15 protein-coding genes are annotated in these 15,390 nt (G+C 38.2%); 9 read left to right on the top strand and 6 right to left on the bottom strand.

Annotated elements, in window-relative coordinates; all coding sequences use genetic code 11:
- Positions 1-8 precede the first annotated feature (8 nt).
- Positions 9-542, top strand: coding sequence for an HD domain-containing protein (locus CIL03_RS08080; RefSeq protein ID WP_094885327.1), 534 nt, complete (start codon positions 9-11; stop codon positions 540-542).
- Positions 543-608: 66 nt separating this feature from the next.
- On the opposite strand, the gene CIL03_RS08085 is transcribed toward CIL03_RS08080, so the two are convergent.
- The 3 genes from CIL03_RS08085 to pepT form a co-directional block, all read right to left on the bottom strand.
- Positions 609-1,646: a D-alanyl-D-alanine carboxypeptidase family protein gene (locus CIL03_RS08085; RefSeq protein WP_165767919.1), complete on the bottom strand. Its 1,038-nt coding sequence runs from the start codon at positions 1,644-1,646 to the stop codon at positions 609-611.
- A gap of 452 nt (positions 1,647-2,098) precedes the next feature.
- Complete coding sequence (locus CIL03_RS08090) at positions 2,099-2,446, bottom strand: CotD family spore coat protein (RefSeq protein ID WP_094885328.1); 348 nt, start codon at positions 2,444-2,446, stop codon at positions 2,099-2,101.
- A gap of 659 nt (positions 2,447-3,105) precedes the next feature.
- Positions 3,106-4,335 (bottom strand): peptidase T, encoded by a 1,230-nt coding sequence (gene pepT, locus CIL03_RS08095; RefSeq protein ID WP_094885329.1) that lies wholly within the window; start codon positions 4,333-4,335, stop codon positions 3,106-3,108.
- A 110-nt stretch (positions 4,336-4,445) separates the two neighbouring features.
- On the opposite strand from pepT, the gene CIL03_RS08100 reads away from it, so the two are divergent.
- Genes CIL03_RS08100 through CIL03_RS08110 form a run of 3 tightly spaced genes read left to right on the top strand, consistent with a single transcriptional unit; the run spans position 4,446 to position 6,368 of the window.
- Positions 4,446-4,955, top strand: a complete 510-nt coding sequence (locus CIL03_RS08100; RefSeq protein WP_338061884.1) for a GNAT family N-acetyltransferase — start codon at positions 4,446-4,448, stop codon at positions 4,953-4,955.
- Between the two features lie 2 nt (positions 4,956-4,957).
- Complete coding sequence (locus CIL03_RS08105) at positions 4,958-5,800, top strand: sulfurtransferase (RefSeq protein WP_094885331.1); 843 nt, start codon at positions 4,958-4,960, stop codon at positions 5,798-5,800.
- Position 5,801: 1 nt separating this feature from the next.
- On the top strand, positions 5,802-6,368 hold the full coding sequence (locus tag CIL03_RS08110; RefSeq protein WP_094885332.1) for a DNA-3-methyladenine glycosylase I: 567 nt from the start codon (positions 5,802-5,804) through the stop codon (positions 6,366-6,368).
- A 71-nt stretch (positions 6,369-6,439) separates the two neighbouring features.
- Here the strand turns inward: CIL03_RS08110 and CIL03_RS08115 are convergent, their stop codons facing one another.
- Entirely contained in the window at positions 6,440-8,185 is a 1,746-nt protein-coding gene (locus CIL03_RS08115; protein WP_094885333.1) for a methyl-accepting chemotaxis protein, read from the bottom strand.
- A 187-nt stretch (positions 8,186-8,372) separates the two neighbouring features.
- On the opposite strand from CIL03_RS08115, the gene CIL03_RS20370 reads away from it, so the two are divergent.
- From CIL03_RS20370 to CIL03_RS08125, 3 genes are all read left to right on the top strand, one after another.
- Complete coding sequence (locus tag CIL03_RS20370) at positions 8,373-8,468, top strand: RAxF-45 family protein (protein ID WP_420855401.1); 96 nt, start codon at positions 8,373-8,375, stop codon at positions 8,466-8,468.
- A gap of 222 nt (positions 8,469-8,690) precedes the next feature.
- Positions 8,691-10,319, top strand: a complete 1,629-nt coding sequence (gene abc-f / locus CIL03_RS08120; RefSeq protein ID WP_094885334.1) for a ribosomal protection-like ABC-F family protein — start codon at positions 8,691-8,693, stop codon at positions 10,317-10,319.
- Between the two features lie 30 nt (positions 10,320-10,349).
- The gene (locus tag CIL03_RS08125) at positions 10,350-11,222 is read left to right on the top strand and encodes a GNAT family N-acetyltransferase (RefSeq protein ID WP_094885335.1); all 873 of its coding nucleotides are present in this window, start codon (positions 10,350-10,352) and stop codon (positions 11,220-11,222) included.
- A 47-nt stretch (positions 11,223-11,269) separates the two neighbouring features.
- Here the strand turns inward: CIL03_RS08125 and CIL03_RS08130 are convergent, their stop codons facing one another.
- Positions 11,270-12,256, bottom strand: coding sequence for a diaminopimelate dehydrogenase (locus CIL03_RS08130; RefSeq protein WP_094885336.1), 987 nt, complete (start codon positions 12,254-12,256; stop codon positions 11,270-11,272).
- Between the two features lie 279 nt (positions 12,257-12,535).
- Between CIL03_RS08130 and rsgA the strand changes: the two genes are divergently transcribed.
- On the top strand, positions 12,536-13,597 hold the full coding sequence (gene rsgA / locus CIL03_RS08135) for a ribosome small subunit-dependent GTPase A (RefSeq protein WP_094885337.1): 1,062 nt from the start codon (positions 12,536-12,538) through the stop codon (positions 13,595-13,597).
- A 62-nt stretch (positions 13,598-13,659) separates the two neighbouring features.
- Here rsgA and CIL03_RS08140 read toward each other — a convergent pair whose 3' ends face one another.
- A complete protein-coding gene (locus CIL03_RS08140; protein ID WP_094885338.1) occupies positions 13,660-14,202 on the bottom strand; it encodes an HD domain-containing protein in 543 nt (180 codons plus the stop codon).
- A 234-nt stretch (positions 14,203-14,436) separates the two neighbouring features.
- Here CIL03_RS08140 and CIL03_RS08145 point away from each other — a divergent pair, with 234 nt between their 5' ends.
- Complete coding sequence (locus CIL03_RS08145; protein ID WP_094885339.1) at positions 14,437-15,387, top strand: DMT family transporter; 951 nt, start codon at positions 14,437-14,439, stop codon at positions 15,385-15,387.
- The last annotated feature ends 3 nt before the right edge of the window (positions 15,388-15,390 follow it).

The raw sequence follows: 15,390 nt of genomic DNA on the forward strand, positions 1-15,390 counted from the left end.
GGTTTCACATGAGAAAAGTCACATTGGAACAGGTTTTTACTCACCCGATTACACAAAAGTATTTGAAAAGATCTGGCATAGCGCATGCTGTTGCTGTGGCTGAATATGCTTATATTTTTGCCAAGCGATTCGATATTGATTCGGATCACGCGACAAAGGCTGGACTGCTCCATGATGTTGGTCACTATACATGGTACCGGGATGGAGAATGGGACTATGATCTGTATAAAGAAAATGATATTCATGCGATTAAAGGAGCGAGCCGGGCACATAAGCTATTAATCCGTATTGGTGAAGATCGTCATGTGGCAAAGAAAATTGCTGTGGCTATCCTGCTCCATACAGACTCCTATTTACCGAAGGGGGAACTTAAATTAGAGCCGCTGCAGCAGGTCGTAACATTGGCAGATGAAGCAGATGAAGAAACAGGCGGAAATCATCATTATAAAGAAATATCAGAGACATCAGCACTAGAACGTATCCGTGCACTAGACAAACAAATCAATATGGAAATTAAGGCAGAATCAGAAAAAATTGTCTAAGCTTCCGATATGATGGAACAATTATTAAAATTAAAAATCCTGCCCAAAACGGGACAGGATTATCTGTTAATCTGATTCTAAATATTCCTCTAAAGTAATTTCTTCAGACATGATTGCCTTTGCAGCCTTTGTACCAACATAGCGTAAATGCCATGGTTCGTATTGGTATTCTGTAATATCTTCTTTTCCTTTGGGATAGCGAATAATAAAGCCATATTCAGCCGCATGTTCAACCAGCCATTTTCCTTCATCTGTTTCTCCAAAGTCCTCTGTTAGCATAAAGTCAACATCCGAACTGGTCACATCCATCGTTAACCCCGATTGATGCTCACTTTCACCAGGATGTGCACTAAATAGATTGGCAGCTTCTTCACCGTTTTTTTCTGCATAAGAGTTGAAAAGCATTACCTGAGTATCATAAGAGCGATAGCCAGATTGGGCATATAATTTGAGCCCGGCTTCATCTGCTGACTGAAACAATTTTTCCAATGCCACTGCTGCCACTTTACGCATCTTTTTCTTTGGCAGGTCCTCATTGAAAGGGAAGAGGATATCAGGAACAACAAGATCCTCTGGAACATAATCTGCCGGCAATGCGTGTTGTTTATTTACAAGTGCAAGCTGATCATATGGGTTAAAAAGAATATTTACGCCATCGTTTGTTGTACTGGCTTCCGTTTCCCTCGGCAGACCAGCTCCGGGCTTAATCGATTCACCGGCTGCCAGAAGTTCTTCCAGAAGGCTTTTTGTTTGTTCATTGTAGACACCTGTTGCTTGCATTTCATGCTGCAGCTGTAAATCGGTAACAGCCCAGGTGGTTGTTTCGTCAAAAGAACTATTTATCTCAAATGAATAGCCAATATGATTTAATGCTTCTTGAAGCACTTGTACCATATCGCCACTATCTTTTTTTTGTAATCCTGCTTCAGGAATCTGTATGGCTTCATCTTCTGCTGGTTCCTCAGATTCAGTTGGGGCAGGTTCATTATTTGATGTATTTGTATCTTGAGTACCGGTCTCATCCGTATTTTCTTTACTGCATGCTGTGATAAAGAATAAGATAAGAAACAACGCAAGAATAGTAGTTATCCCTTTTTTAAACAATTTGGTACTCTCCTCGTGTATATTCGCAATCTCTATTTTCTCATAGATATAATAAGAAGAGCAATGGTTATTTTATGTTTGATAAGTCGCCAGAAAATTCATTGTAGTGTTAATCTTATGTGGTGTAATTTAGTGTGTCCCTTTAACCGTGGAAAAAGGGGAAGTTATCCTTTCAATCACGGATAAAGGATTGTCTGTCCATCGATTTTCCGCATTTTAAGAATGAAATTACAATTCACCATTTCCTAACAACAAACTTGATACAATAAAACGCCTATATGCATTAGCATAAGGCGCTTTTATCATGGGAAGTGTTTAATTAATTGACGGTATTTGGGCAGAACATCCTTTTCTTTTGTATGGTGGTTTGTCCCAAAAAATGGTACCTACTTATAATGAAAATTATAGGAAAGAGAATGCTAGAGCCATTGTATTTGCGGCGGTTTTTTAGGTTATATCCAACTCCATCCTTTACACCTACAGTTATGATGCTGGTTATTATTATTGTTATTATTATTTGCCGGACTAACTCTTCGACAATTTGGAGAGTTTACATCACTTCCACAATTATAATTCTCCACAACTGTTTCATTTACATCAGAATTAGTGACTGGAAAATAATTCTCATTCCTAATGACGGTTCGATTAACATTTACTACTTCAGTTGGATGGATATTCTTTACAACGCGGTGATTTGTTCTAATATTTTTCACCCGTTTAGTAGGATTTACAATCATTTTGTCTTGAGCAGGCGAAACTGAATTATTATTCTGGCATGATTTGCAACGATGTTGTTTCATAGATTATCCCCCCTTTCCCGCTTAATGGTATATTGTATGCAGCATAAAAAAGTTTGTCCTAGTTGATATCACTAACTGGAAAAAAATGTGCATTTTGCACTGGTTTGATGAACAGTTAGTAAAAAGAAAGTGAAGAATAAAAATAAAGTTAAATTTACAAGAAGTTAAAGATGTGGGAGTATCTGGCATACAGTTTGAATAAGCGCGTCTCTTATATTGGCAACGGAATAATGTTGCCCTTTTGAAGGTGAATCTAATGTTGCGTCAATATTCAAGATAACTGCTAGAGGAATTCTCTTCCATAGTTTTATGGTAAAGTGAACTTAAGAATGTAATAGCGGAACATGTGGCGCACGCTTTGTTAAAAGTTGATGATTTACAAGAAGGCGGTAAAGTAAATCAAACATTGGGGGAAACTTCTTTTAGCCCAGCATTCGGAAATTGAACGGATCAATTCGGCGTGACTTTTCAAATTGTTAAGGAAAAAACATAACGAATTCTATTCAGGAATAGGTCATGATAATGAAAACCATAGATAGAAAAATGATCAAAAATGGAACTTTAATCTAACTGTAAAGAATCCATTTTTGATCAAACTTTACTTTAATCCCATAGTCTTCTTTAGGATACTTTCCAAAAAGATAGCCTTTAGAGCGATTTTACTTTTGCTCAAATAACCTGCAAATTTCCACAATCACATTTGCAGCTTTCTCCATATTATCAACGGAAATATATTCAAATTTACCGTGGAAGTTTTCTCCGCCTGTAAAAATATTCGGTGTTGGAAGTCCCATGTAAGAAAGCTGGGATCCGTCGGTTCCGCCGCGTACAGGTTTTACATCTGGTTTGATATCAAGATTTTTCATTGCTTGATGGGCAATATCAACAATCTCCTTAACAGGTTCAATTTTCTCTTTCATATTATAGTATTGATCTGCCATTTCCAGTTCGACACTGTCCTCGCCGTAGGCTTCTTTCATTTCTGCTGTGAATTTTTCGATTGTTTGTTTTCGCTTCTTGAAGCTTTCTTTGTCAAAGTCCCGAATAATGTACGTTGTTTCTGTTCTTTCCACATCTCCGTTAACTGAAATTAAATGGTAAAATCCTTCATACTTTTCCGTGTGCTCAGGTGTTTCCTGTTTCGGAAATTTATTAATAAATTCTGCAGCCATTTTCCCTGAATTAACCATTTTATTTTTTGCAGTTCCTGGGTGAACACTATTTCCTTTGAAAATGACCTTGGCGGCTGCAGCGTTAAAGCTCTCATATTGTAATTCACCCAGCGGACCACCATCAACCGTATAAGCATAGGAGGCATCAAACCGGTCTACATCAAACTTATGTGGACCACGGCCAATTTCCTCATCAGGAGTAAAAGCCACACGAATTCTTCCATGCTTGATTTCAGGATGTTTGATTAAATAATCCATTGCCGTCATAATTTCTGCGATTCCAGCTTTGTTGTCTGCACCAAGCAATGTTGTCCCATCTGTGGTAATCAAGGTGTGACCTTTGTAGCCTGGAAGCTCAGGGAAATCCTTTGCAGACAATATCACGTTCAACTCTTTATTCAGAACAAGATCATTTCCATCAAAATTTTTGATTATTTGCGGATTAACATTTTTACCGGTGAAATCGGTGGCTGTATCCACATGTGCCAGAAATCCAATTGTTGGAACGTCCTTGTCTGTATTTGCCGGAAGTGTTGCCATAACGTATCCATTGTCATCAGCTGCAGCATCATCCAGCCCGATTTTCTTTAATTCATCAATAAGTAAATTTGCCAGTTCAAACTGACCGGGGGTTGATGGTGTTGATTCACTGGCCTCACTGGATTGTGTATCTATTTTTGCGTATGTAGTAAAGCGTCTGATTATGTCTTCTTTCATTGTCGTCATCATCTCCTATGTTTTTAACTTTATTTTACTACAAATATATCGGGATACGAAAAATTTTAGAAAAGGAATTAGAATGTACGTATCGAATATATATGGAAGGAGTGATTATTTTGTTTAGAGAAGCAGATCTGGAGGATGCCGGTGATTTAGCACAATTAATGAAGAAAGTGGAGAGTGAAAGTAATTACATGCTTTATGGGGCAGGGGAGAGAAATCCAACTCCTGAAAGTATGAAGAAAATGATTGAAGAACTAACTGGTCAGCGAAACTCTGCAGTTTTGGTTGCAGAGATAGATAATCACTTGGCCGGCTATCTTTATGCAATCGGTGGAACAGCAATTAAAAATAGGCATAGTGCTTACATCGTAATTGGAATACTAGCTTCATTTCAAAGGCAGGGTATTGGCACAGGGTTATTTGAAAAACTCGAGTGTTGGGCTTTAAAACAACATATACATCGTTTAGAATTAACAGTAATTACTGAAAATATTGCAGGTGTTAAATTATATGAAAAAGCAGGTTTTGAAATAGAAGGTGTGAAAAGAAATTCCCTGTATATGTATGAGAGATACTATGATGAATATTTTATGAGCAAATTACTGGAGGCGTAAGAATGACTTACTTAATTAGTGTTAACCGATTTAAAAAAAGGCTGGAAAATAATCAAAATAATACAGTGATCGTGGATGTAAGGTTTCAATTAAATGATCCGGATGCTGGAAGAAAAGCGTATTTAGATAATCATATACCCGGAGCAGTCTATATGGATTTGAACAAGGATTTATCCGGTCCCCCAGGAAAGCATGGGGGAAACCACCCACTTCCGGATATGAAAATGTTCACGGCGAAGATGGGGAAAATCGGCATTGACCATGATACGACAGTAGTTATTTACGATCAGGCCAATGACATGTTTTCTGCCCGCCTGTGGTGGCTGCTCGATAGTCTGGGGCACGAAAAAGTATATGTATTAGACGGCGGTTACAATCGCTGGGTTGAAGAAGGAAACAAAGCCACAGATGAAATTCCGGAGCTTGAGGCTAAGGAATTCAGGGCTGAGTTTCACGAAGACAATATCGTGGACATTGAAGAATTGAAGGAAAAGCTTGGTGAAGAACAAGCACTTTTAATTGATTCCAGAGCGAAAGAAAGGTACTTTGGAAAAACAGAACCTTTGTATGGAAAATCAGGGCATATCCCTGGTGCAAAAAACTTCTTTTGGAAGGATGTCCTAACTAGTGATGGCAATTGGAAGAAAAAAGAAGAACTCGAGGAAAATTTCTCATCCCTGCCAAAGGACAAAGAAATCATTGTTTCCTGTGGATCGGGTGTATCCGCTTGCCCGAATATCCTTGCATTAAAATCATTAGGTTATTCAAATGTAAAGCTGTATCCAGGCAGTTTTAGTGATTGGATTTCTTATGAAGATAATAAAGTAGAGACAAAGGAAGAGTAGAATGAATCAAAAGCGTTGTGAATGGGTCACAGGGGATCCAATTTATATTGATTACCATGATAATGAATGGGGAAGACCGACCCATGATGACCGAAAACTGTTTGAGATGCTGTCACTGGAAGGCGCCCAAGCAGGGTTAAGCTGGATTACAATTCTTAAAAGAAGAAATAATTACCGGAAAGCCTTTGATGGTTTTGATCCTGGAATCATCTATAAATATGATGAGGAGAAATTTGAAGAACTGATTCAAAATGAAGGTATTATCCGAAACAGGCTTAAAATTCGTTCGGTCATCACGAATGCTGAAGCCTTTTTACAGGTGAAGGAAAAATACGGCAGTTTTGATTCATATATCTGGCAATTTGTTGATGGAAAACCAATTGTAAATGATTGGAAAACACACGCAGAAGTACCTGCCGCCACAAAAGAATCAGAGCAAATGAGCAAAGACTTGAAAAGAAGAGGATTTAAATTTGTCGGACCGACGATTTGTTATGCATTTATGCAGGCGACAGGCATGGTTAATGATCATATCAGGAATTGCTATTTACATCCTGGAAACCAATGAAATTGTTGAGAAATCTGCAGCATAAAGAAAAGTAGCTGCCGGCTCAAATCCGGCAGCTGCTTTTCACTGTTCTATACAAACTTAAATGCTTTTAGTTCCTCATGCAGCTGTTCAGCTAGTTTTGCGAGATCATCCGCACTGTAGGAAACTTCCTCCATGGAGCTTGAGGTTTGCTGTGCAGAAGCAGCGGCTTGTTCAACCCCAGCAGCAGATTCCTCTGATACAGAAGCAATTTCTTCAATCAGATTATTCATATTCACACTATTTTCAGTGATATCCTTAAGATTTGTTGAGATTAAAGTAATTTTATTAATCATTTCTGTAACAGAATCATTTATTGTTTCAAAGCTTCTTCCTGTCTCCTCGATCTGGGTAGTCCCTGCATGAACCTCACTATAGCCTTTGTTTAAGGTACCAACCACCTGATCTGTTTCGGACTGAATATTTTTTACAATAGAAGTAATTTCTCCAACGGAAGATGCTACCTGATCAGAAAGCTTTCTTACTTCGTCAGCTACAACGGCAAATCCTCTTCCATGTTCACCGGCTCTTGCTGCTTCAATTGCGGCATTTAATGATAATAAATTTGTTTGATCGGCAATATCTTTGATAACAAGTACTAGTTTGGAAATTTCTGCCGATTGTTTATCCAATCCTTGAACTTTTTGTACGGATTCAGCAACAATCGAATCAATTCGCTTCATTTGGTCTACTGATTTTTTCATAAGCTCTGTACCATCAGCAGTTAAAGAAAGAACCGCATCTGAGCTAACGGAAACTACCTGACCATTTTGTTCCGAAGTTCGAACTTTTTGTACAAAATCATTCATACTTTCAGCAAGGTCAGAAGCACTATTGGCTTGAGTTTCCGCGCCTGTAGAAATTTCCTCCATCGTCGTTGCTATTTGTTCATTACCTTCTTTTACTTCATTTGCTGATTGTTTTAATTCATCACTTTTCTTCTGTACAGAAGTTGAAGCAGAGGCGACTTTATAAAGAACACCATGAATATTATCCTTCATCTGGTTAACAGCAGATGCTAATTGGCCAATCTCATCTCTTCCTTCATAGTTTACAGATTTAACCTTTAAATTTCCTTCAGCCAGTTGTGATGTTGTGTTTACTATATTTTTTAACCCTGATGAAATTCTCAGGCTGATTAAAATCATAAGTATGATCCCAATTATAATAGCAGAAATGTTGGCTATAGTTAAAATAATTATACTAGAATTTATACTGCTTTTTGAGTTTTGTACGGTATCCGCTTGTTCATTTCTAATAACCTGCATTAATTCATTTACAAATCCTACAGTCTCAGATCTTAATTCAGAAGAACGATTTCTTATGGAAGCAGCCATATACTGCTGATCACTTTCAACTGCTTCACTAATTTCGCCAAAAAATAGATCATTTGTCTTGTTGTCATTTTCGATAATCGTATTAAATAATGATGTTTGCTTTTCTGAATTCATAGTTGATGCCAGTTTTTCTGTCAACGCATCAAATTCTTGCTGATATTCGGTAAATGCATCCACATATCTTGTGCTGCCTGTCAGCAGATAATCGGCAATTTGGACATCTTTTATTTGAACGATTGAAGCAAGTTCCGCCATATCACTGAAGCGCTTGCTTTGCTGCTCGACAGCGTCTATTCCTTTTTGACCCGCATTTAATTGAAGAAATACGACAACAGTTGCAATTATTATAAGTACGGCTGAAGCAAAAAATCCTGTTAAATATTTCGGACCTATCCTAATATTTCTCCAGCTGAATAAAGCTTTCCGGCTTTTCAGTTTTTTTATTTTATTTTTTCTCATATGTATCCCCCGAAATAGAAAGTCTTTTTTCTTATATCGGCATATATTTGTAAGAATTAAGAACTATTTTTTTATTTTTGTAAAAACTGAAAATAATATAATTCTGGATATTGACTATATCTCTAAATTCCAATAAAATAAAATTAATTGAAATGAGGAGGTGGGTTAGATGAATCATACTGGTAGCATGACAAAATTCAGAGAATATCTCTGTATTCGTTATGCGATTTTTTCCACTATTTTTGTCCAAGGGGGAAGTCTGCCCTTTTTTAATACAAATTAATGGAAAAATACCAGTAAGAGACATCTGCCTGCTATCGGAATATATTTTGCAGTAAAGAAAGTATATCCATATTTCTTTCTGCATAAGTGCAACTAAGGCATCGCCCAAAGGCCTGGCGAATGCCAAGTTTTCTAATAGTGGACGTCAGGGGTTTATCTCTTGGCGTCTTTTTTTATGCACTGAAAGGAAAGATGGTCTCTTCTATATCGGAGGAAGAGGAAAATGATTATATGCAGTATACAGAATGTTGCACAAACCTTTGGTGCAAATACAATTTTTAATGATATTACTTGTGAAATTAAACATGGCGAACGAATTGGTTTAATTGGAAGAAATGGTGAAGGAAAATCAAGCCTGCTAGATTTAATAGCAGGAAAAACGGAACCTTCAGCAGGAAAGGTTACTTGGAAAAAAGGATTGACCACTGGATTGCTTGAACAAAGCCCAGATGTTGAAGATGAAAAAATAGTGGAGGCATTACTTTTTGATGTTTTTACTTTATTAAATTATTTGCGGGTAAAAATGACAGACTTGGAAAGGAGAATGGCAAGCGAGACAAATCCGGAGAAACTAAGCAGGTATATAGAAAAATATGGTGACTTGCAGGAAAAGTTTCAAAAGGATGGCGGCTATGAAATCGATGCACAGGTAAGAAGGATCATGAGCGGTTTGCAGATGGAGGAATTGGCGCTTAAAAAATGGCAGCAATTAAGTGGTGGCGAACGGACAAAGGTTGGCCTGGCAAGACTGTTATTGAAAGCGCCGGATTTATTATTGCTTGATGAACCGACAAATCATTTAGACTTTCTGGCAATAGAATGGCTGACAAATTTCATAAATCAGTATGATGGAACAGTAGTTATCGTTTCACATGATCGCTATTTTTTAGACGAAACAGTTTCATCAATTGCAGAAATAGATCAAGGTGAATTAATTAGATACCATACAAACTATACGAATTATGTAAAAGAACGGGAAGAACGATTGCTTCAGGAGTTTCAGCAATATCAGGATCAGCAAAAGAAGATTAAAAAAATGAAAGAAACTATCAAACGGTTAAAAGAGTGGGCGAACCAGGCAAATCCCCCAAATGATGGATTACACCGACGTGCGAAAAGTATGGAAAAGGCTTTAGCCAGAATAGAGACATTAAAGAGGCCAATTCTGGAACAAAAAAAGATCAGCCTCGACTTTCATATGAACAAACGCAGTGGGAAAGATGTCGTTATAATGGAAGAGGTCAGTAAGCAATACAAGGATAAAAAGTTGTTTGATCATTTGAATTTACATGTTAGATTTCAAGAACGGATTGCGATCATTGGTGAAAATGGCACTGGTAAGTCGACGATATTAAAAATGATATTAGGGACGGTAACGGAAGATCAAGGAATAGTAAAGCTGGGGAGCGGCCTGTCGATTGGATTTCTTTCCCAGCATATGCTGGAGATGGATGGTGATCAAACTGTTCTGGATGAATTCAGGAAGTATGTACATGTTACTGAAGGGGATGCAAGAGGAATTTTAGCTAAGTTTCTTTTTTATGGGAGTTCCGTCTTTCAGAAGGTTAGCAGTATAAGTGGTGGAGAGCGGATGCGTTTGCGATTGGCAGAACTTGTTCATCAGAACCATAATCTATTAGTCCTAGATGAACCTACCAACCATTTAGATATTGAGTCTAAAGAAGTTCTGGAAGAGGCATTGGAACAATTTGACGGAACAATTATAACTGTTTCCCATGACCGGTATTTCCTGGACAGAATTTTCCCTGTTACGTATCTGCTTTCAGGTAAGACTCTAAAAAGATATGAAGGGAATTATACGTTTATCCGGGAGAAGTGGATAGAGATCTAAGCAATTATAAAAACCTGAGAGGAGCAGAATATGTTTAAACTAATAAGCGGAAAAGACCTCGCGATAACAAATGCAGCAAATTTCATTTCAAGATTAAACCAGAAGAAAACACATCATATTGGATTTTGTGGTACAGATATACAGGAAATCTCCAAATCGATTCAGGAAGATTTGGAGGACATTACTTACAAAGATAGCTTTATAGGTGCAACTGTAAATGGAGAATTAGTTGGATTAATTGGTGCAGATGTTGACCTGGGGGATGGAAGTGCTGAAGTTTGGGGCCCCTTTGTTGACGAATCACAGGCTGTTGATGTCGCACTAAAAATGTGGGAGAAGCTTCTGGAGTTATTGCCAGGTGCTGTTAAACACTTCATTCTTTTTCCGAATCTCGAAAATAAACTTGTAAGCTCATTTGCGGAGATACTTCAATTTGAACAACAAACAGATCAAATCATTCTCTCAATCACTGAGTCTCAGGCTCTGACTTATGATGGTCAGCATGAAGAGTTGATGGAAGCAGATCATAAGCTATTTAAATCCTTGCATGATATTGCTTTCCCGGACACTTATTATGATGGACAGGAAATAATTGAGAGAATAAACGATACGCAAAAGGTGTTTGTAATGAAAGATTCAGGAAGACTGGCAGGCTATGTTTATGCAGAAGCAGATCCAGAGTTTGGTGATGCTTCCATAGAATTTATAGCAGTTGATCCTTTGATGCGTGGGGGAGGCTATGGAAGGAAACTTTTAACTGCAGCTGTGAAATGGCTGTTTAGCTTTGGTTCGATTAATACAATTACATTGTGTGTAGCGGATGATAATCCAGGTGCGATTAAATTGTACCAATCGGCAGGATTCCAGGTAGAGCACAGGCTGCATTATTTTACAAAAGAGTGATAATATAAAAACAAGGAATCCTTACAAACACGGGATTCCTTGATTTATTATAAATAATCTCTGCGCAGTTCTGCAGCTGACTTCGGTGAAATATATCCTGGTGCAACATCATAAACAGTTTTTGCACCTTTTTGTCCTTCTTTATTTAATCTGTGAGCAGCACGTGCATAGGCTGTCAGTACACTAGCAGTAAACTCGGGGTTACTGTCCAGTTTTAAACTGTATTCAACAATCTGATTATTGCCTTCTCCAGTTTTACCACTGCGAATGACAAATCCACCATGTGGCATAGCGGAGTGGTTTTGTTTCAATTCCTCATCTGAAATAAAATGAACTGTTGTTTCATAATCTGCGAAGTAATTAGGCATTGTTTTTATTTCCTGTTCAATTTTCTGCTGATCTGCACCATCTTCTGCAACAATATAGCATTCACGGACATGGCGGTCATTCTTGGATACTGCTGGATTTTCGCCATTTCTTACCTGCTCAATCACTTTTTCGGAAGGGATTGTATATTGAACACCATTTTTAACACCTTCCACTCTTCTTACCGCATCCGAATGGCCTTGGCTTAATCCTTTGCCCCAAAATGTGTAGGTTTCACCTTCAGTCAAAAGTGCCTCAGACATTACCCGATTGATGGAAAACATCCCTGGATCCCAGCCGACTGAAATAATATTTGTTTTTCCACTTTCCTGTGCGACCTTGTCAACAGAAGCGAAGTACTCAGGAATTTTTGCATGGGTGTCGTAGCTGTCTATTGTATTAAACATTTTAGCAAAATGAGGGACCTGTTCCGGGAGGTCCGTAGCAGAACCGCCGCATAAAATCATTACATCTATCTTATCAGTATAATTTTTCGCCTCATCAGTATGTACTACCTTTACACCTTCATTGATTACCTGTACACTGTCAGGATTCCTTCGTGTGAAAACAGCAACAAGCTCCATATCAGATTGCTGCATAACAGCCGCCTCGGTACCTCTGCCTAAATTTCCATATCCTACAATACCGATTCTTATTTTTCCTGCCATTTTTTCCCCTCCACTTAAGATAAAGTTTCTATTTTTTAATACTACCTTTTTTAATTTTTATGTGCAATTCTCACGAGTTATTTTCTAAAATATCAAAAAAAGATGGTATCTGCTATATGAATTGTAGTAAACTATAACTGAAGTTCATTCATTTTGGAAGGAGTGGTGCAGTATGACTGTATTTAATCAAATTTTATTTAACCAAAGCACTGGAATCAAAATGGAGGAACAGTCGGTTTAACGTTGACTTTTCCTCCAAAAACTAGGAGGAAAATAGTATTGGATTATATTGAAAAGCTTGGATGGGACGACTCCATCCAAATTGAAAAAGAAAACGCAGCACGTGTTATTACGGTTCAAAAAAACAGCTATCGAATAGCAGATGGCGTTGAAGAATATTTGGCCCATTTGAGTGGGAAGTTCCTGAACCAAGCAATGACCTCACTTGATTTTCCGGCAGTAGGTGATTGGGTAGAGGTGCAGAAGCTGCAGGATGAACAAAAGGCAGTAATTAAACAGGTGCTGCCCCGTAAAAGCCAGTTTGTGCGCCAGGCTGCCGGAACGAGGACAGACGCCCAAATCGTAGCATCTAATATAGATACCGTTTTTATTGTCAATTCACTGAATTATGACTTGAATGTACGCAGAATTGAGCGGTACATTTTATCGACATATGAAAGTGGAGCAGTACCTGTTGTTGTATTAACTAAAAAGGATGAGTGTACATCAGATGAAGTTGAGAAAGCCATTTCTCAGGTAGAGGAAGTGGCAATTGGTGTCCCGATAATTGCTGTAAGTAATATAACAGGGGATGGATTTGATGAATTAAATGGTCATCTGTTACCTGAAAAAACAGTGGCACTGCTTGGGTCATCCGGAGTGGGTAAATCTACAATGGTTAATACGCTTTTTGATAAGAAGGTTCAAGAAACAAAAGATATTCGCGAGGACGACAGCAGGGGCCGGCATACAACAACACACCGTGAAATGTTTATTCTGCCAAATGGTGCATTATTAATTGATACACCAGGGATGAGAGAACTGCAGCTTTGGGAAGGTGAATCAGCAATGGATACTGCCTTCCAGGATGTTGAGTCCTTAGCAGAGCAATGCCGCTTCACGGATTGCGGACATGATTCAGAACCAGGCTGTCGTGTAAATCAGGCTTTGGTAGATGGTGAATTATCAGAAGAACGTTTTAAAAGCTATTTAAAGCTGCAACGTGAACTTGCTTATGAAAAAAGAAGGCAGGATCAAAAAGCAAAGCTTGAAGAAAAAAATAAATGGAAAAAGGTTTCTAAGAGTTTAAAGAGTAAATATAAAAAACGTAATGTAAGATGAATTACACTGTCCTATTTGGGTCAGACCTGCCAACAGCAACCGGCAAGTCTGGCCTATCTTGGTTATGAACCAAAAACCCGCTTCACAGCGTCTTCAAACTCCCGGAAATAACCTGGAATATCCTCATTATCCAGTCCAACATACATATTCCCAGCAATGGATTGGTTATACCATTTTTGTTTATCTGCTCCGGCATTAAACTTATTCCATACAACGCTGCCTTGCTGCTTCAAATCCTCTTCCAATCCCAATAAGTTATCCAGCTTATCAGCAACTATCAAATATTTCAGCTCTTTTTCAGCATTTCTGATCGTATCAATTGTATGCTGTTTGCGCTCCTGCCATGATTTTGACTTATCCTCGGTATGTGCAGCAACAAGTTCGGCAACTCTTGGGCCAAATGCCCCTTCGATGTCCTCTATTTCAATCAATGTGTCTTCAACAGTATCATGCAAATAACCTGCACAAACGAGTTCTTCGCTGAATCCATTTGCTTCCAGTCGCTCAGCTACTCGTATAGGGTGTGTTATGTATGCTGCATCTGAATTTTTTCGTTTTTGTCCCGCGTGAGCTTTCTCTGCAAATTCCAATGCTTGTTGTTTCAAGTCGTTCCCTCCTCTTTGCGGCGAATGGCCGATCCATCAATTAATTATAACACTACTTTACTTATACACTCAGCTGTGGTATCAGCATTTACTAATATCATGCATAGGAAGCGGCTATTTTCTCAAAAAGATTAGAGTAAACAAACTTCTGTTTTCTTTCCTTAACTATTCATAGCTGGTAAACTAGTAAGAAAATGCTGCATTATGAAAGGTGAAATGAGTTGAGGAATTGATATGGATAGAAAGCAATCAACTGCAATGTATTTTTGGTTATTGTTAGTCCCGATGTTTTGGGGTGGGGCATTCGTTGCTGCAGAACATGTTATTACAGAGATACCACCGATTACAGCAGCCGCACTTCGTTTTGGATTAGCCGGCATTCTCTTATTGATTTTCATACTATGGAAGAGGAAACTGGATTTTCGGGCATTAAGAAAACAGTGGATTTCAATAGTTCTAATGGCGATAACCGGGATTTTTGGCTATAACATCTTTTTCTTTATCGCTCTGGATATAACATCAGCAATAAACGGTTCGCTGATTGTTGCAACAACCCCAGTGTTTATAACGCTGGGGGCTGTGATATTTTTAGATGAAAAATGGAATAAAGGATTAGGCCTTGGACTTGTATTATCATTAGTCGGGGTTATCGTAGTTATTTCTAAGGGGAGTCTTCACACACTTCTTCAGCTTGAGTTCAATACTGGAGACCTTTTATTTATCGGTGGATTGATTTGCTGGGTTTCCCATGGTCTGTTAGGGAAAATCGCAATGCGGGATGTATCTCCGGCTCTAACCACAACGCTGACTACATTAATCGGAGCACTTCTGCTTGGAATCATTTCATTATTCGAAAACCGGTGGGATGCGGTGTTGAGGATGTCAGTACAGGCCTGGGCGGAAATGCTGTTCATGATTATCTGCTCTTCTGTTATTGCATTTTTATTATGGAATCATGGAATAAAGCAGATTGGTGCAAGCAAATCAAGTATATACATGAATTTGGTTCCAATTTTTACCGCGTTAATTGCTGTCGTATTATATGGTTCTTCCATTACTTTTACGCAAATTGCTGGTATGATAATGGTAATAGTTGGAGTTTACTGTGTAACGCTTCATCAGCATCTGAAACAAAAGCGAGTGCAACAAAATAAATTAAATATAAAAAAACGAAAGAATATATAAGGA

Source organism: Virgibacillus indicus (assembly GCF_002266285.1).
Taxonomy (GTDB): Bacteria; Bacillota; Bacilli; order Bacillales; family Amphibacillaceae; genus Virgibacillus_K; species Virgibacillus_K indicus.